This window comes from Leisingera sp. ANG-M1, from assembly GCF_000813745.1.
Taxonomy (GTDB): Bacteria; Pseudomonadota; Alphaproteobacteria; order Rhodobacterales; family Rhodobacteraceae; genus Leisingera.
Map to the genome: position 1 here is coordinate 168,950 of NZ_JWLC01000013.1, position 22,428 is coordinate 191,377.

The 22,428-nt window shown below is 61.3% G+C and carries 21 protein-coding genes and 1 pseudogene; 10 read left to right on the plus strand and 12 right to left on the minus strand.

Translation table 11 applies throughout. The features are described from left to right. Nucleotides 1-29: 29 nt before the first annotated feature. Entirely contained in the window at nucleotides 30-1,358 is a 1,329-nt protein-coding gene (locus RA19_RS11705) for a FliI/YscN family ATPase (protein WP_039162975.1), read from the plus strand. A gap of 73 nt (nucleotides 1,359-1,431) precedes the next feature. Here RA19_RS11705 and RA19_RS11710 read toward each other — a convergent pair whose 3' ends face one another. The 6 genes from RA19_RS11710 to RA19_RS11735 form a co-directional block, all read right to left on the minus strand. Then, nucleotides 1,432-2,223: a DUF1217 domain-containing protein gene (locus RA19_RS11710; RefSeq protein ID WP_039162718.1), complete on the minus strand. Its 792-nt coding sequence runs from the start codon at nucleotides 2,221-2,223 to the stop codon at nucleotides 1,432-1,434. Then, nucleotides 2,220-2,624, minus strand: a complete 405-nt coding sequence (gene flbT / locus RA19_RS11715; protein ID WP_039126788.1) for a flagellar biosynthesis repressor FlbT — start codon at nucleotides 2,622-2,624, stop codon at nucleotides 2,220-2,222. The genes RA19_RS11710 and flbT overlap by 4 nt, the downstream gene beginning before the upstream one ends. Nucleotides 2,625-2,626: 2 nt before the next feature. Then, a complete protein-coding gene (gene flaF / locus RA19_RS11720) occupies nucleotides 2,627-2,998 on the minus strand; it encodes a flagellar biosynthesis regulator FlaF (RefSeq protein ID WP_039162721.1) in 372 nt (123 codons plus the stop codon). 78 nt (nucleotides 2,999-3,076) lie between these two features. Further along, nucleotides 3,077-3,889 carry a flagellin N-terminal helical domain-containing protein gene (locus tag RA19_RS11725; protein ID WP_039162723.1) on the minus strand — a complete coding sequence of 271 codons (813 nt, stop codon included), beginning with the start codon at nucleotides 3,887-3,889 and terminating at the stop codon, nucleotides 3,077-3,079. Nucleotides 3,890-4,090: 201 nt separating this feature from the next. Then, complete coding sequence (locus RA19_RS11730; protein WP_039162726.1) at nucleotides 4,091-4,450, minus strand: flagellar export chaperone FlgN; 360 nt, start codon at nucleotides 4,448-4,450, stop codon at nucleotides 4,091-4,093. Then, nucleotides 4,443-4,736, minus strand: a complete 294-nt coding sequence (locus tag RA19_RS11735) for a rod-binding protein (RefSeq protein ID WP_039162728.1) — start codon at nucleotides 4,734-4,736, stop codon at nucleotides 4,443-4,445. Before RA19_RS11735 ends, RA19_RS11730 begins: the two co-directional genes overlap by 8 nt. A 1,558-nt stretch (nucleotides 4,737-6,294) precedes the next feature. Here RA19_RS11735 and fliK point away from each other — a divergent pair. From fliK to RA19_RS11750, 3 genes are all read left to right on the plus strand, one after another. Beyond that, on the plus strand, nucleotides 6,295-6,885 hold the full coding sequence (gene fliK / locus RA19_RS26985) for a flagellar hook-length control protein FliK (RefSeq protein WP_206540274.1): 591 nt from the start codon (nucleotides 6,295-6,297) through the stop codon (nucleotides 6,883-6,885). Nucleotides 6,886-6,889: 4 nt separating this feature from the next. Next, the gene (locus RA19_RS11745) at nucleotides 6,890-7,564 is read left to right on the plus strand and encodes a flagellar hook capping FlgD N-terminal domain-containing protein (protein ID WP_039162732.1); all 675 of its coding nucleotides are present in this window, start codon (nucleotides 6,890-6,892) and stop codon (nucleotides 7,562-7,564) included. Nucleotides 7,565-7,673: 109 nt separating this feature from the next. Then, complete coding sequence (locus tag RA19_RS11750) at nucleotides 7,674-8,483, plus strand: phosphotransferase family protein (RefSeq protein WP_446720278.1); 810 nt, start codon at nucleotides 7,674-7,676, stop codon at nucleotides 8,481-8,483. Here the strand turns inward: RA19_RS11750 and RA19_RS11755 are convergent. The 5 genes from RA19_RS11755 to RA19_RS11775 all read right to left on the minus strand — a co-directional run bounded on the left by RA19_RS11755 (nucleotide 8,462) and on the right by RA19_RS11775 (nucleotide 13,813). After that, a complete protein-coding gene (locus tag RA19_RS11755) occupies nucleotides 8,462-9,781 on the minus strand; it encodes an NAD(P)/FAD-dependent oxidoreductase (RefSeq protein WP_193748258.1) in 1,320 nt (439 codons plus the stop codon). The two genes, RA19_RS11750 and RA19_RS11755, sit on opposite strands and share 22 nt — an antisense overlap. Next, the gene (locus tag RA19_RS11760) at nucleotides 9,781-10,596 is read right to left on the minus strand and encodes an ABC transporter permease (RefSeq protein WP_039162738.1); all 816 of its coding nucleotides are present in this window, start codon (nucleotides 10,594-10,596) and stop codon (nucleotides 9,781-9,783) included. Before RA19_RS11760 ends, RA19_RS11755 begins: the two co-directional genes overlap by 1 nt. Then, nucleotides 10,593-11,474, minus strand: coding sequence for an ABC transporter permease subunit (locus RA19_RS11765; RefSeq protein ID WP_039162740.1), 882 nt, complete (start codon nucleotides 11,472-11,474; stop codon nucleotides 10,593-10,595). Before RA19_RS11765 ends, RA19_RS11760 begins: the two co-directional genes overlap by 4 nt. Next, nucleotides 11,474-12,601: an ABC transporter ATP-binding protein gene (locus RA19_RS11770; RefSeq protein ID WP_039162742.1), complete on the minus strand. Its 1,128-nt coding sequence runs from the start codon at nucleotides 12,599-12,601 to the stop codon at nucleotides 11,474-11,476. The genes RA19_RS11765 and RA19_RS11770 overlap by 1 nt, the downstream gene beginning before the upstream one ends. Before the next feature lie 123 nt (nucleotides 12,602-12,724). Next, nucleotides 12,725-13,813 (minus strand): polyamine ABC transporter substrate-binding protein, encoded by a 1,089-nt coding sequence (locus RA19_RS11775; RefSeq protein WP_039162744.1) that lies wholly within the window; start codon nucleotides 13,811-13,813, stop codon nucleotides 12,725-12,727. A gap of 142 nt (nucleotides 13,814-13,955) precedes the next feature. Between RA19_RS11775 and RA19_RS11780 the strand changes: the two genes are divergently transcribed. The 6 genes and pseudogenes from RA19_RS11780 to RA19_RS11805 all read left to right on the plus strand — a co-directional run. After that, the gene (locus RA19_RS11780; protein WP_193748259.1) at nucleotides 13,956-14,642 is read left to right on the plus strand and encodes a GntR family transcriptional regulator; all 687 of its coding nucleotides are present in this window, start codon (nucleotides 13,956-13,958) and stop codon (nucleotides 14,640-14,642) included. A 66-nt stretch (nucleotides 14,643-14,708) separates the two neighbouring features. After that, a complete protein-coding gene (locus RA19_RS11785; RefSeq protein ID WP_039162748.1) occupies nucleotides 14,709-16,103 on the plus strand; it encodes an aspartate aminotransferase family protein in 1,395 nt (464 codons plus the stop codon). Nucleotides 16,104-16,474: 371 nt separating this feature from the next. Further along, nucleotides 16,475-17,575, plus strand: a complete 1,101-nt coding sequence (locus tag RA19_RS11790; RefSeq protein ID WP_039162749.1) for an ABC transporter ATP-binding protein — start codon at nucleotides 16,475-16,477, stop codon at nucleotides 17,573-17,575. A 78-nt stretch (nucleotides 17,576-17,653) separates the two neighbouring features. After that, a complete protein-coding gene (locus RA19_RS11795; protein WP_039162750.1) occupies nucleotides 17,654-18,754 on the plus strand; it encodes an extracellular solute-binding protein in 1,101 nt (366 codons plus the stop codon). A gap of 91 nt (nucleotides 18,755-18,845) precedes the next feature. Beyond that, nucleotides 18,846-20,117: an ABC transporter permease gene (locus RA19_RS11800; protein ID WP_039162751.1), complete on the plus strand. Its 1,272-nt coding sequence runs from the start codon at nucleotides 18,846-18,848 to the stop codon at nucleotides 20,115-20,117. Between the two features lie 14 nt (nucleotides 20,118-20,131). Next, a pseudogene (locus RA19_RS11805) lies at nucleotides 20,132-20,977 on the plus strand (ABC transporter permease); the annotation flags it as partial. 121 nt (nucleotides 20,978-21,098) lie between these two features. On the opposite strand, the gene RA19_RS11810 reads toward RA19_RS11805, so the two are convergent. Then, on the minus strand, nucleotides 21,099-22,427 hold the full coding sequence (locus tag RA19_RS11810) for a lytic murein transglycosylase (RefSeq protein ID WP_039162753.1): 1,329 nt from the start codon (nucleotides 22,425-22,427) through the stop codon (nucleotides 21,099-21,101). Between the last annotated feature and the right edge of the window lies 1 nt (nucleotide 22,428).

A 22,428-nucleotide genomic window follows, 5' to 3' on the forward strand; every position in this document is an offset into this window, starting at 1 on the left:
TTTTCAGGACATCAATGGAGGCCGCTGCGATGAAAGCAGAGCTGCAAGCACTGACCCGTCAAATAGCCGGAAAACGCCTGGCCACGAAGATGGGCAGAGTCACCGGTATCTCGGGCGGAGAGATCGAAATAGACGGTCTTGCGGCTTCCGCGCGGATCGGCGACAGGCTTATACTGCGCCGCGGCCCGCAGGATGAGCTGCACGGCGAAGTTCTGAAGATCAGCGGCAGCAACATAAGCATGCTGCCGGACAGGGCGCCGGATGGGGCCGCCATTGGCGATGCGGTGCTGCTGCACCCGTCTCCGGAGTTTTCTCCTAGTGATCATTGGGTTGGCCGGGTGATTGATCCTTTTGGCGAACCGCTGGACGGCCGCCCGCTTCTGCCGGGCCCTGCCGCGCGGGATCTGATGGCCGCACCGCCCAAAGCGGCCGGCCGGCGCGCGATGGGCGAGCGGCTTGCCACCGGGCAGGCAGTGCTGAACACGATTCTGCCGATTGTGCGCGGGCAACGGATTGGCCTGTTTGCCGGTTCCGGTGTGGGTAAGTCTTCGCTGCTGGCCAAGCTGGCGCAGGCGATGGAAGCCGACGTGGTGGTGATGGCCCTGATTGGCGAGCGCGGCCGGGAAGTGAATCACTTTGTCGAGCAGGTCCTGGGACCGGAGGGCATGCGGCGGGCCGTCGTTGTTGCAGCGACCTCCGATCAGTCGGCACTGGTCCGGCGCCGTTGTGCCTGGTCTGCAATGACCGTGGCCGAGCATTTCCGGGATCAGGGCAAGAACGTTCTGTTCCTGGCCGACTCGGTCACCCGTTTTGCCGAGGCCCACCGTGAAATCTCTGCCGCTTCCGGCGAAGCGCCGGCATTGCGCGGCTATCCGCCGTCGGTGACGCCGCTGATTACCGGCCTGTGCGAGCGGGCAGGCCCGGGCGGCGACGGGCAGGGCGACATTACTGCGGTGTTCAGTGTCCTGGTGGCTGGTTCCGACATGGACGAGCCGATTGCGGATATTCTGCGCGGTGTTCTGGACGGCCATATCGTACTGAACCGGGAAATCGCTGAGCGCGGCCGGTTCCCGGCGATTGATGTCTCCCGTTCCGTCTCCCGGAGTCTTCCGGCCGCGGCCTCCGCCGACGAGAATGAAGCGATCAAGGATGTGCGCAAATTCCTGGGCGCCTACGAACAGTCGGAAGTGATGATCCGCGCGGGGCTTTACGCCGAAGGTAATGATGTGGTGCTGGATCAGGCTGTGCGTCTCTGGCCCGAGCTGGATGCGTTTTTCGGGCGCGAAGACCCGGACGGCATCACCAGCAGCTTTAACCGCCTGCTGTTGTTGCTGCGCCGGGCCAAAGCCGGGCGGTAACGGCAGCGGAATGCGCCGCAAAAGCAACAGGAGCTTTCAGTGTTTGCTGAAAGCTCCTTTCTGTTTGGGATGATCAGCCTTGCAGCAGGAGCAGCGCGGTTGAACCCGATGATATGCTTGAGTCAAACTGGCTGATCTCGGACATAGCCAGATACCTGGTGATCAGCTTGTCCATTTGTTCGGGGTCGGAAAAACCCGACAGATCATCAGACCCAAACACTGCATTTGCCCGGTCCTTGAACGCAGTGAGCTGCTGATCGATGTCAATCTGGCCGATGCTTGATGGCAGATTCAGCGACAGCTCGAACATTTCCCGCAAGGCGGGCTGCGCCATGACATTGAACCATTGGGTGTCCACCGAAGTGTCATCGCCCGCTACGGCCGCCAGTTCGCGTTCGGCAAACATGGCTGTCCGCATGGCGGGATCCTGCTCGCCGACGGCTGTCTCGAAAGCTTGCACCTGGTTTGCGGAAACCAGCTCGGTCATGGCCTGAAGGTCGCCGGTTTTCAGAGACTGGCCAGGGCCGAACCCGAATGCGTCGCTCAGCTGCACGTATCTGGCATCGTCCATGCGGTTGGCCAAGGCATCGTCTGCCTCCGTGCCCTCTTGCAGGATACGCTCCAGGAAAGCTTTCTTGTAGCTGTCCTCCTCCAGGCCGAAGGCACCGAGAGCGACATCTAGCAGGCGGGGATCTGAAATCAGATCCGCGGCGCTTTTCACATTTCCGATGTTTTCCAGAAAGTAATCGGATTCGCGTTGCAGCACGGCGTCTTGGGTAAAGACTTCGAACTGCTTGTCATATGTGGCCTGAAGGAAGTTCCAGCCCGCAATTCCTGTGGAAGGCAGGAGGGGCTGGAAGCTCATGACGGCCTGACTGCAAACAGCCGGTCTTCCCGCGGCAGCAAGGTGCGCAGCGCCTTGAGGCAGCGGTAGTGGTTGTTGCCGATCAGCGCGTCGGTTGCCTCAGCAATCGAGGCCCGGCTGTCAGGGTCGGTGAAGACCTGGCTCAGTTCCTCGATCCGGCGCAGCATCGGCAAACGCTCTTCTTCGGGATCGGCATCGCCGGACAGGATCAGCTGTGCTGCATAGCACACCCGGCGCACCGGTGTATTGGCTTCTTCCGGGTGGATTGCATCGCGCAAGCGCAGGATGTTTGCATCCGGGGTGACAATGGACAGGCGGCTGCGGCGGTCGCCGTTTTCAATCACCGCGCCATTCACAAGGACACGCTCCTTGGGGGCAAGTTTCAGGACAAGTCCGCTCATATTCAGGAAGCTCCGCTGCGGAGGCCACGCATGATGGCCGTATTGATTTCCACCAGCGGCCGGATGTTGGCCTCGCGCTGAAGCACTTTGCTGGTGTGCTGTCTCGTGAATTCCGCCAGTTCGAAGAGGTTCTGCTTGAGATCGTTCGGCAGGGGGTTGCCTTTGGAAGCGAGATCTGCCGTGAAAATCGTCCAGAGTTTGCGGTTGTCGTTCAACGCTGCTGCAAGTTCACTGAATTCATCGCGGCCGTTTTGCGCCGCCGTGATCAGCCGGCGGGTAACGCGGGCGACCACTTCATATTCGAAATTCTTAGCTGTCCGGGTCGGGGCCTTTGCCGCCGAATAGGCACTCTTCGCCTTCAGAAGGGCATTCACGTGTTTTCCTAACGTATTATTCTTCAGGTTCTCTGAGAGGGGAAGGCCGGGGCGCTAAGCGCGCCCCGGTTCAGGCTGTTAACGGAACAGCTGCTGCAAGGTCGATGGCGCCGAGTTGGCGATGGTCAGCGACTGCACTGCCAGCTGCTGCTGGGTCTGCAGGGCTTTCAACCGGGCCGACGCTTCTTCCATGTTGGTGTCGGTCATGGTGCTGACACCGGACTTCAGCGAGTCGGTCAGTTTCGACACGAAGTCGTTCTGGTCGCTCAGGCGGCTGCTGTCCGCACCCAGCTGTGCTGCCGAGTCGATGGCGAATGCGAGCATCGCTTCGATTTCCGACAGAACGGTGGTTGCGTTAGTGTTGGTGAGCGCCGGGATGCTCGTCGTGTCCATGTTGGCACCGGTGTCGATCGCGGTCACCGTGATGGTGTCGCTGCCGTCCAGGCGCAGGCCGCCCAGAACGTCCAGCTGCGGAGTGACGCTGTTGTCGAGCAGGTTTGCGCCGTTGAAGGTGGCGGAACCGATGATCGAATTGATCTGGTCACGTTTTTTGTCCAGGTCGGCCTCGATCTTGTCGTGGTCCACGTTCTGGGAAACACCTGCAACGGTCAGCTCGCGCATCTCTTTCAGGGTTTCAACGATCTGTTCCATACCGGAGGAAGCAACCGCAACCGTGGCTTCACCAAAGTCCAGGGCGTCGGAGACGGACTGATACGCCTGAATGTCCGATTCCATGGATTTGGAGATGGCCCAGACAGCGGAGTTGTCCTTCGCCATGCCGACCTCTTTACCGGTCGAGATCTGGTTCTGGGTTTCTTCCAGGTTGTTGTTCACAGACTTCAGGGTCTGCAGAGCAACCATTGCGCCATTGTTTGTCAGAATGCTGGTCATAGCTTTTTCCTTTAGCTGCGGGGCGCTTTGGCCCCAATCTTGTTTGCCCTAGGGGCGTTGTTTGACGTCTTTCTGACTGTGCGTTCCACCGTCCGGTTTCCGCGCCACCCCGTCTGAGGTGCAAGGCGACATTGGCGCAGGAGTTGCTAAGGGAGTGCTAATGCGGGGATTTGGTTTTTTAGAATTTTCCCAAAATTGCATTCAGGCCCGCTTTTCCAGCCGGGTGGCGCTGCGGGTGCCAAAACGGGTCCTGCGCCCGGCCTGGTCGTAAACGTCCAATCCCCTGCGGATACGGCGCAATTCAGCCATGCGGGCGGCAACGGCGCGGATCCCCTCCATGGCGCTGTCCAAAAGCTCCTGGTTGCGCGAAACCTTGGTATGCACTTGGGTCAGGGACTCGCGCTCAAGTTCGGTTACGGCGTTCAATTTGCCGATTGCCTTCTCTTTCTTGGCCAGAAGCTCTTCCAGTTTGGCAAGGTCGCCTGCCATCAGTGCGGCGCGCTCACGGTCGAGAATCTGGTCAAGCTCGTCGATGAGCTGCTGGGGTTTGGGGTCACTCACCTTGGGTCTCCTTCAATGCGTGGTAAAGTGATTCGGCCAGGCCGATGCCGCCGGAGCGGGCAATCTGTGTGGCCTGTTCGCGGATCAGAAAACTGGAAAACTGCTCTTCGCCGGCACCGCCACCAAGGCCTTCGCGGGCTTCGCCGAGGCCCGCGGATTTCAGCATTTGCGCAAGAAAGGAGGCTTCCAGTTCAATTGCGGCCTCGCGCAGCGGATCGCTGGCTGCGGGCCGCACCGGGGTGATTGCAGACGGTGTCTGAATCGGTACTGGCAGTAGATCTGGCATATCCGGTTCTCCGGTTTGAAAATTCGAATTCCATCGATTTTTCCAAGACTGCGCCGGAACCGGTTAAAATTGCCGTAACCGGTTTTGAGTAAGCCTGTCCGGGTCGAGATAGAATATCCGGAAGACGATCATGATTATGAATTCGATCCTTGCCCCCGAGGCAGGCACTGTTGGGAAAACACCGCCTGCAACGATGGGTTCGTCAAAAAAATCATCTAATTCCAGTACTTTTGCGGACGAAGTGTCCAGGCAGTCCAGCCTTGAAAAGGCCGAATTGGACGCACGAACCGGCAAGAGAGAATCAGTCGCGGATGGGGAAACCGGATCGGATCCTGCTGCGGGCAAGGGTTCGGCTGATTCCGCCCCGGCGCCTCACCGTGCTTCAGATTCAGATCCTAAAGGGACGGATGTTCAGGCACCGGTGATCGCAAATGAACAGGCCGCTGGTTTGAGTGAAACAGCGGCAAATGCGGAGCCCGGCAATGGGGAAGCTGATTCTGGGAAAGCAAATCTGACAGCAAGCAGCGGGAACCCCGGGCTTGCTCTGATGGATCCCGGGGCGGATCGCGCAGCAGAAACCCCTGGTGCTCAGCCTGCAGGGGCTGCAGGTACAAAGGAGCGTGGTGAAGCGAAAGCGCAAGGTCTGCCGGAAAAACCGGCAGATGCCGCAACCGCAAAGCCGGGTGAAACGGGAGTGCCGGTGCGGGGAACGCAGGCGGCCGATCCGGATACAGCCCAGCAGGGCACGGCCTCTCCCCGGACGGGTACCGAGGCGGCCGGGGCGGACGGGAAGCGCGCAGGATCCGGGGCTGGCGCCGCAGATCCTGCGCTGGACAGCCCGGCAGAATCAGTGCGCCAGGGGCATGTAGCTGAAACATCAGCAGGCCGGCCGGCTGAACCTGCCGGCGGCGAACGCCAGGCAGGGATGGCGGCAGCAGGACACCCGGGTCAAGCGGGCGCGGCCCGCCAGGCGCCTGCCGCCAATCCGGCAGGAAAACAAGATACTGCCACGCCCGTTGAAACAGCGGTTAAAGCTGCCGCTTCCTCGTCTTCCAGCCCGGCAGCTGCGGAGAGGGTTTCAGCAAGCCAGCAGGGAGTGCAGCCGGAAGCGGGCGAGCTTGCCACGAAAGAAGGCAGGGGCAATGTTTCCGGCCGGGTATCTGCAGGTTTGAACACTGACACGCTGCCAGCCAGCCAGTCAGGCGTTGCCGCTAATGGGAAACAGCCGCCGCAGCAGTTGTCCCCGCTACAGGCGGAGCAGCAGACAGCGGAACCTGAACCGGAAGTGTCTCAGACCGCTGCTCTGCAATCTAACAAAGCCGGGTTGAACGCGGCTCCTGCCGCACAAGGAGGGGTACAGGCCTTTGCCGCCGGTCAAGGCATGAACGGCAGCAGTCAACGGGCAAACGCAGCCGCTGTTGCCGGGTCCGGGGCTGCAGCTGAAGAAGCGGCAGAAGAGGCTGAAGCCAGCGCTGCTGCTGATCGGCTGGTTTCCAAATCCGTTAAACGCGGAGACTTCCGCGCGGCCCCTGCCAATCAGCCCTCCGCGGCAGTGCAAATGGCGGCGGCATCCGCGCAATTGCGTCCGCCGGGCGGCGTGACCGCGGTAAATTCGGAAAGCGACCTGCTGGGCGGATCCGGGGAAACTCTATCCGGCGTGCTTGGCCTTTCTGGCGATGCACCCGGGCTGACACAGCTTTTGGCCGAGGCATCTTTTGGCACAGGGACCGTCCATCGCCCGGAAACACCGCGCATGATCGCGGCCCAGATGGCTGAGGCTTTTGCCGCCAAGGGGGAGCAGAAGGTGGAAATTTCGCTGAACCCGCAAGAGCTGGGTCAGGTGAAAATGCGTGTCATGGCCAGCGAATCGGGCATCACGATGGTGATTCACACCGAACGCCCGGAAACCGGCGATCTGATGCGCCGCCACATCCATGAACTGGCAGAGGAATTCCGCCGCATGGGCTATGAAGACATTTCTTTTGAATTCAGCGGCGGCCAGGCGGGCGGCGGCCATGCCGGCCAGGAACCGGACGGCGGCGCGGCGCAGTCCGGCAGTGCGGCACGCGGCTCGGATACCGCTGAAGCTCAAGAACCAGCAACGCAAAATCTCCGGCTGGGGAACTCCGGCGTGGATATGAGGGTTTGATCACATGACAACACCAATTACTTCCGGAGGCAGCACTGCCGGGCAGCCACTGCCGCAGGCGTCCTCACAGCAAACCGCAGGCCTGACCTCGGATTTTGAGACCTTCATCAGAATGCTGACGGCACAGGCGACGAATCAGGACCCGCTGGAACCGTTGGACTCGACGGAATATGCCGCACAGCTAGCGCAGTTCTCGATGGTAGAGCAGCAAACCAAGAGCAACACGCTTCTGGAAGGCCTGCAAGCGCAGCTTGGCCTCGCCAATATGGCTGCTCTGTCCGGCTGGGTCGGAATGGAGGCCCGGGCAGTTGCGCCAGGCTACTTTGATGGCAGCAGCAGTATCACTATTGCACCAAATCCTGCGGCGGCTGCCGAGGCCGTGACCCTGGTGGTGCAGGATGAAAATGGCTCCGAAGTGCAGCGCATCAGCCTGCCGGTTTCAGCCGAACCTTACGAATGGAATGGCCTCGATGACGACGGCAACCCGTTTGAAAAGGGTGAATACGCCTTTGTGGTCGAAAGCAGAAAGGGTGACGAGGTTCTGCTCGAGGAATATGCCGAGATTTACTTCAAAGTGAACGAGACCCGCATGCAGGGCGGCGAAGTGGGGCTGATTACCGAAGGCGGTTCAGTTGTGCTGGCCTCCGCTGTCAGCGCGCTGCGCGACCCAGGCGCCTGACCGGACGGTATGCGCAGGCGGAAAAACTGTCTAAGAACAGGGCGGCATAACTTTGGAGACCGCCCTGCAACCGCTGCCCGATCAGTTTGAAACCCGTTTTTTTGCCCATTTGTCTGCAACGGGCCTGCATGTTCCCGCTCCCCGGCGCCTGGCCGGCGGGCGGTCGAACCATGTCTGGCGGGCCGGGGCTCTGGTGATCAAGCTGTATGCGGCGGATGGTGCCAATCCCCTGTTTGCCAATGATCCTGAACGGGAGGCTGCGGTGCTGACCGCGCTGTCCGGTACCGGGATGGTACCGCCGCTGGTGCAGATCGGTGTGTTCGAAGGGCGGAACTGGCTGAGTTATGCCCATGTAAACGGCAGCCCTTGGGAGGAAGATGCGGGCCATGTGGCGCAGCTCTTGGGCCGTTTGCACGATCTGGCACCGCCATCCGGACTGCCTGCCGGAGCAAATGGCAGTGCAGCACTGGAGCGGCAAACCAGCGGCATTCTTGCCCGCTGCACAGAGCAGAAGGGGTTGCCGGAGCTGCGCCCTTTGGGCCGGATTCCGCCTTTGCCGCAGCCGGTTCTGATTCATGGCGACCCGGTGCCAGGTAATTTGCTGGCCCATGACGGCACGCTGACGCTGATTGACTGGCAGTGCCCGCAAGTCGGCGATCCAGCCGAGGATCTGGCGTTGTTCCTGTCGCCTGCCATGCAGCTTATGTACCGTGGTGCCCCACTGTCCAAGGCCGAAGAGGATGCCTTTCTCACCGGCTATCCTGACCGGCGGATTACGGGCCGGGCCTTGGCGCTGATGCCTTGGTTCCACTGGCGCATGGCGGCCTATTGCCTGTGGCGGGCAGAGCGGGGCGGGGAGAAGGACTGGCAGGCGTTCGAACTGGAGCGCGCGGCACTTCAGTCCATCAGGCCCAAATAGGCATAAGCGGGCGGCATCAGCACCCGGCGGGCGCGGCCAAAGGGAAAACGCGGCATTTTCTGCACCACCGGGGAATAGGGCAGGTCCGGTGTGTGTCCCTGCACCAGATCGCTCAGCAACCGGCCGGAATAGCTGCCCATCGCTACGCCGTTGCCGTGATAGCAAAGGCCTGCAAACATACCCGGGCGGTTCGGCACCGGACCGATGAAGGGCACTAGGTTGCGCGAGAGGCAGACCATGCCGGACCAGCAGTGCGTGGTTTCCACATTGCGCCAGGCCGGGAACATCGCCTCGAAATCCTGCCGCAGCTTGCGCCGGATTCCGGCCTCGGCCCTCGGTGAGGCGAGCAGCCCGCCGCGCATCCCGAACAGGAAGCGATTGTCCGGCATCAAGCGGAAATAGTGCAGAAGGTTGCGGGTGTCATAGGCCATCTGATGCGAGAACCACCCCTGCGCTTGCAGCTCTTCCTGCGACAGGGGCCGGGTGACCATAACCGTGGATTGTGTGGGCATATAACGCCCGGCGAGCCAGTCCGGCAGGTCCTCGGAAGAATAGCCATTGGTGGCGATAACTACCTTGGATGACCGCAATGTGCCTTTGTTAGTCTCTATTTCAAACTTGCCGCCGGCTTGCTTTACGGCCAAGGCGGCGCTGTGCTGATACAGTCTTGCCCCGGCCTTCTGGGCTGCCGCGGCCAGGCCGAACAGATACTTTCGCGGGTTGAGAGCAAAGCCTACTGGTGTCGTCAGCGCCGCATGGAAACTGCCGTTCAGCCCCTTGTCCCGCAGCTGGTCATGGGTCAGGAAATCCGGCTCCTCCCCCTGCTGCCGCATCGCCTCTGCCTCGGCCAGAAGGCGCGCGGCTGCCTTTTCGCTGTGGGCCAGCTGGGTTTCGCCTTGCGAATGGGTGTCGGCGTCAATGCCATGGGTTTCCAGCAGTCCACGAACCAGATGCACTGCGGCTTCTTCGCTGGCATCGTAGGTATCGGCGGCCGCTTGGCCAAAGAACCGCCGCATATTGCGGCCGGAAAGTTTTGATCCGCCGAGGCAGCAGAAACCGCCATTCCGCCCCGAGGCGCCCCAACCTGGAGACTCTGCTTCCAGCAGCGCAACCGAAACCCAGGCCTCTGCCAGATGCAGCGCGGCCGACATGCCGGTGAAACCTCCGCCGATGATCGCGACATCAGCATCAGTATCACCTTGCAGCACCGGCCACTCCGGTGCTGCGATGGTCTCGTCCCACCAGCAGTTGCTGCGCGGGCCGGGACCATAGGCGTAGTCGGAGAAGATCCGGCGCATCAGCTGCGCACCGCCTCCATCTCCTCGCGCTTCTGTTTGGCCACCTGGTGTTTGGTCACCAGCGAGGCGGTGATCACACCAACTGTCACGATGCTGATCATGATTGTCGAAAGCGCGTTGATCTCAGGCGAAACGCCCAGGCGCACGGCCGAGAAGATCTTGATCGGCAGGGTGGTAGCTGAGGGGCCGGATGTGAAGGAGGCAATTACCAGATCGTCCAGCGACAAGGTGAAGGCCAGAAGCCAGCCGGAAATCACCGCAGGCGCAATGATCGGCAGAGTCACCAGCCGGAACGCCTCGGACGCCGAGCAGCCGAGATCCAGCGCCGCCTCTTCCAAGGACCGGTCAAATGTCACCAGCCGCGAGGAGACCACCACCGAGACATAGCACATCGAGAAGGTGGTATGCGCCAGCACGATAGTGAAGACACCGCGGTCGAGGCCAATGCCAATAAACAGCAAGAGCAGCGACAGGCCGGTGATCACCTCGGGCATCACCAGCGGCGCGTAGATCATGCCGGAGAACAGCGTCCGCCCCATGAACCGCCCGCCGCGCACCAGCACATAGGCTGCGATGGTGCCCAGCACGGTCGCCAGAGTGGAGGAGAACACCGCTACTTTCAGAGTCACCCAGGCGGCGTTCAAAAAGGCATCGTTCTGCAGCAGCTCGCCGTACCATTTGGTCGAGAAACCCGCCCAGACGGTGACCAGCTTGCTTTCGTTGAAGCTGAAGATCACCAGGATCACCATCGGGATATAGAGGAAGGCAAAGCCCAGGGTCAGCGATACGGCATTAAACCAGCTCATACGGTTCATTGTTCGGCCTCCTGCTGTTTCTGCTGGTTGCGCTGGAACAGCACAATCGGGACGACAAGCAGCAGCAAGAGAACCACCGCCACCGCGGATGCCACCGGCCAGTCGCGGTTGGAGAAGAACTCTTCCCACAGCACCTTGCCGATCATCAGCGTGTCCGAGCCGCCCAAGAGCGACGGGATCACAAACTCGCCCAGCACCGGAATGAAGACCAGAAAGCTGCCGGCGATGATGCCGTTTTTCGACAGCGGTACTGTCACCAGCCAGAAGGCCGACAGGCGCGAGCAGCCCAGGTCTTCGGCGGCCTCGATCAGCGATCCGTCCAGCCGCTCCAGCGCCGAATAGATCGGCAGGATCATGAACGGCAGATAGGTGTAGACGATGCCGATATAGACGGCGGAATTGGTGTTGAGGATCGTCAGAGGTTCGGAGATCACCCCGGTCCACATCAGGAACTGGTTGAGGAAGCCCTCGTTCGACAGGATCCCCATCCAGGCGTAGACGCGGATCAGGAAGGAGGTCCAGAACGGCAGGATCACAAGCATCATCAGCGTCGGGCGCCACTCAGCCGGGGCGCGGGCCATGCCATAGGCAATCGGGTAGCCGGCCAGCAGGGTGAAGAAGGTTGAGATGACCGCGATCTTCAGTGAGCTGAGGTAGGCCTTCCAATAAAGATCATCTTCGGTCAGCCAGACAAAATTCTCGAAATCCAACTCAGCCAGGAAGGCGGCAATGCCCTCGGCCCAGTCGAACTGCGGGAAGTAGGGTGGCCGGGCTATGGCCGCGTCCGACAGCGAGATTTTCAGGACAATGGCAAAGGGCACCAGGAACAGCGCCAGAAGCCAGACATAGGGGATGGCAATCAGGAAATAGCGGCGCATTATTCAGCCAGCAGAACGCCTGCCGTGGCGGTCCAGGACAGCCAGACAGTGTCTTCCCAGGTGAATGCGCGGCGGGCAATGCGGCGGGTGTTGGCGGCCTGCGCCTTGATCACGGCACCGGTGGGCAGCTCCACATGGTAGGTGGAGATATTGCCCAGGTAGGCGATATCCAGAATCTTCCCCTGCACGGCGTTGTCCGCGGTCTCGGGCTTGTCGGCACTGATCGAGACCTTTTCCGGCCGGATGGCCAGATGGCATTTCTGCCCGTCGGAAAACCCGTTAGGCGATTGCACGGCCAACGGCGCGTGACCTTCATGCCAGGACATGGCGTAGACGTCGCTGCCATTAGGTTTGGCGGTGCCTTCGATCAGGTTCACGTCGCCAATGAAATCAGCCACATAGACCGAGTTCGGCGTTTCATAGATCCGGTCCGGCGTGGCCACTTGGATGATTTTGCCGTGATCCATCACCGCCACGCGGGAGGCGACCGTCATGGCCTCTTCCTGGTCGTGGGTCACGATCACAAAGGTGGTGCCGGTTTTCTCCTGGATATCCATCAGTTCAAACTGGGTTTCCTGGCGCAGCTTCTTGTCGAGCGCGCCGAGCGGTTCGTCCAGCAGCAGCAGTTTCGGGTGTTTTGCCAGCGAGCGTGCCAGTGCAACCCGCTGCCGCTGGCCGCCGGAGATCTGATGCGGCTTGCGGCGGGCGAATTTCTCCAGCCGGGTCAGCCGCAGCATCTCCTCAACCCGGTCGCCGATATCATGCTTGGGCATCTTCTCGCGCTTCAGGCCAAAGGCGATGTTTTCCCAGACAGACAGATGCGGGAACAGCGCATAGGACTGGAACATCATGTTCACCGCGCGCTTGTTCGGCGGCACCGGGGCGATGTCCTGCCCGGCCAGGTGAATGGTGCCCTCGGTCGGGGTCTCAAACCCCGCCAGCATCCGCATCAGCGTGGTCTTGCCGCAGCCCGACGGGCCCAGCAGCGCGTAGAATTCCCGCTCGTAGATGTCGATGGTCAGATTGTCGATGGCGGTGAACTCACCATAGCGTTTGGTGACGTTCTGGAAATGGATCAGGGGCTTTGCCTCGGGATCGTTCCAGGGTTCGAAAGCGGAAGTATTCAAGCCGGGCCTCTTCTGCGATGTGTCGCGCGAATGTCTCGGATGGCCGCGCTCAAGGGATGCCCCGGCGCGTTCAGAAAATCGGGGCGGCAAATTCTGCGCGCCCCGGGGGTCATGTGCGGCTGATCAGGTGCCGGATTTGACCTTGGTCCACATACGGGTGGCCTTGCGCTGTACTTTCGGCGGGTAGCCTTCCTTGATGTACAGGTTCTTGACGGTCTCGGCACCAGGATAGATCGCCGGATCGCCGATCACGTCCTCTTCCAGGAATTCCTGCGACGCCTTGTTGCCGTTGGCGTAGTAAACATAGTTGGACGCCGCCGCCATGTTGTGGGCATCCATGATGAAGTTCAGGAACTTATGGGCGCCGTCCGGGTTCGGGGCATCAACCGGGATCGCCATCTGGTCGAACCACATCAGTGCGCCTTCTTTCGGTGCATTGAATTCGATCTCGACACCGTTTTCAGCCTCTGCCGCACGGTCGCGTGCCTGCAGCACGTCGCCGGACCAGCCGAAGGCTACGCAGATATCGCCGTTGGCCAGCGCGTTGATGTATTCGGAGCTGTGGAACTTGGTGATATAGGGGCGCACGCCCAGCAGCACCGGCTCGGCCTTGGCGACCACATCGGCGTCCATGCTGTTGGGGTCTTCACCGATGTATTTCAGCGCCGCTGGGATCATTTCATCCGGGGCGTCCAGGAAATGCACGCCGCAGCTGGCCAGCTTTTCCATGTTGGCCGGGTTGAACACCAGCTCCAGCGAGTCGATCGGGGCATCTTCGCCCAGCACTTCCTTCACCTTGCCGACGTTCACGCCGATGCCGGTGGTGCCCCACATGTAGTTGATGGAATATTCGTTGCCGGGGTCATACAGCGCGGTGCGCTCTTCGATCGCGTCCCACATGTTGCCGGAGTTGGTCAGCTTGGACGGGTCCAGCTTCTGGAAGGCGCCCGCCTGGATCTGCCGCGCCATAAAGGAGCCGGTCGGCACCACAACGTCATAGCCCGAGCCGCCGGCCAGCATTTTGGTCTCCAGAACCTCATTGCTGTCGAACACATCGTAAATCAGCTTGATGCCGGTCTCGGTCTCGAATTTCTCCAGCAGGCTTTCGTCGATGTAGTCGGACCAATTGTAAACGCGCACCTCTTCGGCAGAGGCAGCGGCGGCCGTGCCAAGGGCAACGACGGCGGTCATGGTCATCGTCTTCAGTGTCATGAATTTCTCCCTGTGCGTGCCGGTTTCAGGGTCCGGCTGTGGTGGGATTTGATCAAGTTTTGCCGCTTTCGGCAATACTCTTTATGTTTTCACTTGGGTAAAACTGGTGCAAGCTGGCCAAAATCGAGGAGGAAAACCCCAGGTGACCGAGACTGCTCCGCCGCCCGCTGCGGCCCCTGAAAGCCCGGCCAAACTGCCCGCGCATGAGATCGTCTACCAGACGCTCAGGTCGCAGATTCTGTTCGGCGAACTGGTGCCCGGGCAGGCGGTGACAATCCAAGGCCTGGTGGAGACGCTGGGGGCCGGCATGACGCCTGTGCGCGAAGCGATCAGGCGGCTGATCTCGGATGGTGCGCTGATGTTCCAGGGCAATCGCCGGGTATCTGTGCCGCTGCTCGGTCCCCAGGACCTGGAAGAACTGATTTTTGCCCGAAAAACAATCGAGTGCGAGCTTGCTCGCCGGGCAACTCCGCGGATCGGTGCAGCCCATATCGAGAAGCTGGTGGCCATCGATAATGCGCTCGACAAAGCGATCGCGACCGGGGATGTGGCAGGCTATCTTGTGCAGAACTACAGCTTCCACACGATGCTGTATGCCCATGCCGAGGCGCCCATTCTCAGCGATATCGCCGACCGCCTGTGGCTGCGCTTCGGCCCGTCCCTGCGGGTGGTCAGCGGACGGCTTGGCACCCAGAGCTTCCCGGACCGCCACAAGGACATTCTTGAAGCGCTGCGGCGGCAGGACCCTGAAATGGCCGCTTTGGCGATGGAACGGGACGTCTGCCAGGGCATGGAGCACGTGGTTGAGGGACTGAAGGGCGCTAACTGATTCGATTGACTCCTGAGAATTTGATCATATTCTGGTGCCAATCAGTCATTCTCAGGAGCGAGTCCCATGACCGTTATCACCAACCACATGCCGACAGCCGAGCTGCAGGCGCTGGACGCCGCCCACCACATGCATCCTTTCACCGCCAACGGCGAGCTGTCGCAGAAGGGCGCGCGCATCATCACCCGCGCGGACGGCGTCCATCTGACCGACAGCGAGGGACACCAGATCCTTGATGCGATGGCAGGCCTGTGGTGCGTCAACATCGGCTACGGCCGCGATGAGCTGGCCGAGGTTGCGGCCCGCCAGATGCGCGAGCTGCCCTATTACAACACGTTCTTCCAGACCACCCATGTGCCCGCCATCGCGCTGGCGGCGCGGATTGCCGAACTGGCGCCGGGGGATCTGAACAATGTGTTCTTCGCTGGTTCCGGCTCCGAGGCCAACGACACCAACATCCGCATGGTGCGCCATTACTGGGCGCTGAAGGGCAAGCCGTCGAAATCGGTGATCATCAGCCGCAAGAATGCTTATCACGGCTCCTCGGTCGGCAGCGGCAGCTTGGGCGGCATGAGCGGCATGCATGCCCAGGGCGGCATGCCGATCCCGGATATCCACCATATCAACCAGCCCAATTGGTGGGCCGAGGGCGGCGACATGCCGCCCGAAGAATTCGGCCTGCAGCGCGCCCGCGAGCTGGAAGAGGCGATCCTGGAGCTTGGCGAAGACCGCGTCGCCGCCTTTATCGCCGAGCCGGTGCAGGGCGCCGGCGGTGTGATCGTGGCGCCGGACAGCTACTGGCCGGAAATCCAGCGCATCTGCGATAAATACGAAATCCTGCTGATCGCCGACGAGGTGATCTGCGGCTTCGGGCGCACCGGCAATTGGTTCGGCAGCGAAACCCTGAACATCCGCCCCGACATCATGACCATCGCCAAGGGTCTCAGCTCCGGCTACGCGCCAATTGGCGGCTCCATCGTCAGCGACGAGGTTGCCTCGGTGATCGCCAGCGACGAGTTCAACCACGGCTACACGTACTCGGGCCACCCGGTTGCGGCAGCAGTGGCGCTGGAAAACCTGCGCATCATGGAAGAGGAGAACATCCTGGGCCATGTGCGCGACGTGGCGGCGCCGTATCTGAAAGAGAAATGGGAAGCGCTGACCGATCACCCGCTGGTGGGCGAGGCCAAGATCGTGGGTATGATGGGCTCCATCGCGCTGACCCCCGATAAAGAGGCCCGCGCCGTCTTTGCTTCGGATGCTGGCACTGTCGGCTACATCTGCCGCGAGCGCTGCTTTGCCAACAATCTGGTGATGCGCCATGTGGGCGACCGGATGATCATCTCGCCGCCGCTGGTGATCACGCCTGAGCAGATCGACGTGCTGATTGAACGCGCAACCAAGTCGCTCGACGAATGCTATGCCGAGCTGAAGGCGCAGGACCTGCTGCACAGCGCCTGATTTTTCTCCCCGGCGCCGCGTAACCGGCGGCGCTTTCCCCGCCGACTCAGACCCGGCCCAGCGGTTTCCCTGCTGGGCCTTTTTCTTCGGTGCTGCGCTGGAAAGAGTCGTTTTCGTGCAAGTTTAGCGCTGACGGTGGCGCAAAACGTCTGGGGTGCGTCGCAAAAAGTCCGGTATACCAAGCGGAATCAGGCCTACAGTTCCCCAAGGATATTCTTTTCGGCTAACGGAGAGGGTGACGGGATGAATTTCGTAAACTCTCCATGGAAAGAATATTTTTTTCATCTCTAGCGCTTGGTAGCGTTGGTATGATTAACTTCGAATAAGTGCAGAGCAAATCTGCCGGATAGACAAACTACGGGGAGCCCGCTTTGGCTGATGCGTCAAACGTTGATGCGTTCGTTGAATTCGAACGCGTCCAAAAGAGCTATGATGGCGAAAATCTCGTTGTCAAAGACCTCAACCTCACCATGCCCAAGGGCGAATTTCTGACCATGCTTGGCCCGTCGGGATCGGGCAAGACAACCTGCCTGATGATGCTGGCCGGATTTGAAACCGCCACCCATGGCGACATTCGCCTGGACGGGGTGTCGATCAACAACATCCCGCCGCACAAGCGCGGCATCGGCATGGTGTTCCAGAACTATGCGCTGTTCCCGCATATGACGATTGCGGAAAACCTCTCTTTCCCTCTGGAAGTCCGCAAGATGGGCAAGTCCGAGCGCGAGGAGAAGGTGAAGCGGGCACTGGACATGGTGGAAATGGGCGCCTTCGGCGGCCGCCGCCCGTCGCAGCTTTCGGGCGGCCAGCAGCAGCGGATCGCTTTGGCGCGGGCGCTGGTGTTCGAACCTGAGCTGGTTCTGATGGACGAGCCGCTGGGCGCGCTCGACAAGCAGCTGCGCGAAAAGATGCAGTTCGAGATCACCCACCTGGCGCACCGTCTGGGCATCACTGTGGTCTATGTGACCCACGACCAGACCGAGGCGCTGACCATGTCGGACCGCGTTGCTGTGTTCGACGACGGCCGCATCCAGCAGATCGCGCCGCCGGATCAGCTTTATGAAAGCCCGGAGAACAGCTTCGTTGCGCAGTTCATCGGCGAAAACAACACGCTGGAAGGCACTGTCAAGGAAATCAACAACGGCGTTGCCCTGGTGCAGCTGGACGATGGCGAACTGATCGATTGCAAGCCGGTCAACGTCTCCCGTCCCGGCGAGCGCACCCGGGTGTCGATCCGCCCCGAGCGGGTGGAATACAACAAGGAGCGCCTGCAGGAAGGCGCCCATACGCTCAAGGCGGAAGTGCTGGAGTTCATTTACATGGGCGACATCTTCCGCACCCGTCTGCGGGTGGCCGGCAATGATGAGTTTATCATCAAGACCCGGAACGCCCCGGACCAGACCCGTCTTCAGCCCGGCCAGCAGATCGAAATCGGCTGGCTGCCGGAAGACTGCCGCGCGCTGGACGCTTAAGCCCTGCGCGCGACGAACCCCCGGCAGACGAACGACCGGGGGCCTCACTTATGTGATTTCAACAAGGAGAGACTCTCTATGAAACTCAGCAAACTGTCTGCACTGGCGGTGACCACCGCCCTTTGCGCGCCATCGGCCTTTGCCGAGGAAATGTCCAATGAACTGGTCCTGGTGTCCTGGGGCGGTGCTTATCAGGCCAGCCAGCACAAAGCTTATGTTGAGCCCTACCTGGCCCAGAACCCCGGTTTGAAAGTGATCTGGGACGAAAGCTCGGCAGAGGCTGTGGCCAAGATCCGCGCGATGAACGAAGCCGGCAATGTGACTTGGGACCTGGTTGACGCCGTGGCTGCCGACTCCATGCGCCTGTGCGACGAAGGCCTGGCGGAAGAGCTGGATCACGACGAAGTTCTTGCTGCAGCACCCGATGGCACCTCCGCCACCGAAGACTTCGGCGACCTGATCGTCAGCGACTGTTTTGTGCCGCAGATCGTTTATTCGACCACCTTCGGCTACCGCACCGACCTGATCGACCAGCCGGACACAGTCTGCGCGATCTTCGACACCGAGAAATATCCGGGCAAACGCTCGCTGCAGCGCCGTCCGATCGACAACATGGAATGGGCGCTGTACTGCGACGGCGTTGCCAAGGACGATATCTATGACGTTCTGGGCACCGACGAAGGCGTAGACCGCGCCCTGGCCAAGCTCAACACCATCAAAGACCAGGTCGTCTGGTGGAGTGCAGGCGCGGAAACCCCGCAGCTGCTGGCTGACGGCGAAGTTGTGATGGGCTCGACCTTCAACGGCCGCCTGTTCTCGGCGATTGCTGAACAGAACCAGCCGATTGGCATGCTCTGGGACATGCAGTCCTTCGACCTTGATGGCTGGGTCATTCCGGCAGGCCTGCCGGCCGACCGCAAGGCGCGCGTTCTGGACTTCCTGAAGTTCGCCACCGACACCCAGCGTCTGGCTGACCAGGCTGCCTACATCTCCTACGGCCCGGCCCGTGCCTCCTCGGCACCGCTGGTTGGCAAGCACGCCGAATTGGGTATCGACATGGCGCCGCACATGCCGACCGATCCGGCCAACGCCTCCAACGTTCACGTCTATGACTACGAATGGTGGGCCGACAACCGCGATGATCTGGACGCTAAGTTCCAGGCATGGCTGGCCAAGTAATCTGACCTTTTCCTGAATTGAAAAGGCCCGGCGGGGGCCGCCAACACGCAGGCCCCCGCCCCACAAAATAAAAGACCCGACGGGGAACCCCATGACTGATATTAGCCAATCCGGCCCGATGCTGGCGGCGGACGGCACGCCGCTCAAGCGCAGCCTGGCGCGGGCGCTGCGGATGCAGAAGCTGCGCGCGCTGATGCTGATTGCGCCGCTGCTGCTGTTCATCCTGCTGACCTTCATCCTGCCGGTTGCCGACATGCTGTACCGGTCGGTGGACAACCGCATCGTCCAGGACGTTCTGCCGCGCACGATCGAAGCGCTGGAGGATTGGGATCCCGGGTCGAACCAGCTGCCGGAGGAAGCGGCCTTTGCCGCCCTGGCCGCAGACCTGAAGGACGCTGCCAACGCCAAGACCCACACCAAGGTTGCCAAGCGTCTGAACTATGAAAATCCGGGCATCGCCTCGGTGTTCCGCAAATCGGGCCGCAAGGTCAAGAAATGGGATGTCGAAAACGATGGCCCCTACCGCGAAAAGCTCATTGAGCTGAATGACGGCTGGGGAGACGTGGACCTCTGGAAAACCATCAAGACCTATTCCGGCGTCCGCACCGCAGGCTATTTCCTCAATGCGGTGGATATGAAGCTGGGCGCGGACGGCGCCGAGGTCCGCCCCGAGAACGAGCGGATCTACAACACCTTGCTGATCCGCACTATGCGGATGTCGCTGATCATCACCTTCAGCTGTATCCTGCTTGGCTACCCGGTGGCCTGGCTGCTGGCCAACCTGCCCGCCAGCAAGGCCAACCTCCTGCTGATCCTGGTGCTGCTGCCGTTCTGGACCTCGCTCCTGGTGCGAACTTCGGCCTGGAAGATCCTGCTGCAGCAACAGGGGGTGATCAACGACACACTGGTCTGGATCGGGCTGGTGGATGACGCCAACCGATTGGTGCTGATCAACAATGAACTGGGCACCATCATCGCGATGACCCACATCCTGCTGCCCTTCATGATCCTGCCGATGTATTCGGTGATGCAGACCATCAACCCGACCTATATGCGCGCCGCAAAATCCATGGGCGCCACCGATTGGACAGCCTTCTGGCGGGTTTACTTCCCGCAATCGGTGCCGGGCATCGGCGCGGGCTCGATCCTCGTCTTCATCCTGGCGGTGGGTTACTACATCACCCCGGCACTGGTCGGCGGCACCAAGGGCACCTTCATCTCCAACCTGATTGCCTACCATATCTCGACCTCGGGCAACTGGGGCCTGGGCGCGGCACTGGGGGCTATCCTGCTGGCTGTCGTCCTGCTGCTCTACTGGGTCTATGACAAGATTGTCGGCATCGACAACGTGAAGCTGGGGTAACGGACATGAGCGCACTTCCTCCTTATGCAAGCACTGGCCAGCGTGCCTGGTACTATTCCTTCCGGGTGATCTGCGGGCTGATCTTCTTCTTCCTGATCGCGCCGATCGTCGTGATCATTCCGCTCAGCTTCAACGCGCAGGACTTCTTCACCTTCACGCCGGAGATGCTGCGGCTGGATCCTGAAGGCTTCTCGCTGAAGCACTACCGGAACTTCTTTGGCGATGATTCCTGGCAGACCTCGATGTGGAACTCGCTGAAGATCGCGCCGATGGCAACTATCGTCTCGGTCACCTTCGGCACCCTCGCGGCCATCGGCCTGAGCCAGCCGCATGTGCCGTTCCGCCGGGCGATCATGGCTATCCTGATCTCACCGATGATCGTGCCGCTGATCATTTCCGCGGCCGGCATGTATTTCTTCTACAGCCGCATCGGCCTGCAGGGCACCTACATGGGCGTGGTTCTGGCCCATGCCGCGCTGGGGATTCCGTTTGTGATCATCACGGTGACGGCAACGCTGGTTGGTTTCGACCGTTCGCTGACCCGCGCTGCCGCCAACATGGGCGCCGATCCGGTCACCACCTTCTTCCGGATCCAGATGCCGCTGATCATGCCCGGCGTGATCTCCGGCGGCCTATTTGCCTTCATCACCTCCTTCGACGAGGTTGTGGTGGTGCTGTTTGTCGGCTCGGCCGGCCAGCGGACGCTGCCCTGGCAGATGTTCACCGGTCTGCGCGAGCAGATCTCGCCCACCATCCTGGCAGTGGCGACAATCCTGGTGGCGATCTCCATCATGCTGCTGGCCACGGTGGAAATGCTGCGCCGCCGATCCGAGCGCCTGCGCGGCATGTCCCCCACCTGACCGCCACGCACTTCTAAACAACAAAGGCCCCGTTATGCGGGGCCTTTTGCTCTTCCTCTTGCCGGAAATATCCCGGGGGTGAATTGGCCGCGAGGCCAAGAGGGGGCTGGCCCCCTCCCTGCTATCGCAGCCCTTCCAGCAGCCGCGGCGAGGCATAACCATCAGGTGTCAGACCCTTTGCCACCTGATAGGCCCGCACCGCTCCGATCGTTTTCGGGCCGATCTTGCCGTCAATACCCTCAGTATCAAATCCGGCGCCGGTCAGCCGCTCCTGCAGCTCTTCCCGCTCTGCCAGGGTCAATGCCCGGTCGCGGCGCGGCCAGGCGCCTTGGATTTCCGCACCGCCGCTGATCCGGTCAGCCAGATGCCCGACCCCGATCACATAGGCGTCCGCTGTATTGTAGCGCTCCAGCACCGCGAAGTTCTGAAAGATCATAAACGCCGCCCCCTCGTGGCCCGCAGGCAGCAGAACCGAGGCGGCGCCATGGTCCGCAACCGCGCGCCCATCCAGCCCCTTGATGCCAAGCGCCGCCCATTCGGCAGGCTGCTTTTCGATCTCGCGGTCGGCCAGCGTGTAGTCGAACCCTTCGGGCAGCGTTACTTCCACGCCCCAGGGCTGGCCCGTCACCCAGCCGAACTGCTTCAGGTAGGCCGCGGTTGAAGCCAGCGCATCCGCCGGGTTGTCCGACCAGATATCGCGCTTGCCGTCGCCGGTGAAATCCACCGCGTAGTCCAGATACGAGGTCGGGATGAACTGAGTGTGCCCCATTGCTCCGGCCCAGCTACCGGTCATTTGACGGGCCGGCACATCGCCTGCCTGCAGGATCCTCAGCGCTGCCAGCAGCTGGCCCTCGAAAAACGCGCCGCGGCGGCTGTCAAACGCCAGCGTCGCCAGCGAGCGGATCACATTCATTTTGCCGCGGAAGGCGCCATAGCTGCTCTCCAGCCCCCAGATCGCCACCACGATCTCTTTCTCGACACCGTATTGCGCCTCGATCTGTTCAAGCCGCGCCTGCTGTTTGCGCAGTGCCGCCTTGCCGTTTTTGACCCGCAGCGCCGAGGCGGCACTGTCCAGGTAGACCCAGATCGTCTTGGTGAATTCCGACTGGTTTCGATCGCGCCGGATCACCTCGGGGTCATAGCGCACGCCGGAAAAGGCGCTGTCCAGCACCGGAGCACTGATCCCCTGCGCCAGGGCGCGGTTGCGAAACGCCTTGACCCAACTGTCAAAATTCAACTCCGATGCAGCAGTCTCCGGTGCTGCTGCCTTGGGCGGTGCGGGCCGGGCCACCGGCCTTAACGTTCCAACCGCCGCAATCTGATAGCTTTCATGCTGTAATTCCTGTGCAGCCGCATCCGGCCGCTGTGCGGGCTTCAGGGAGTTGTCCGGTGCGGCCTCTGCCGCCATTGCCCCGCCTGCCATCAGCGAGGCCGCAACCCATTTGCGCATG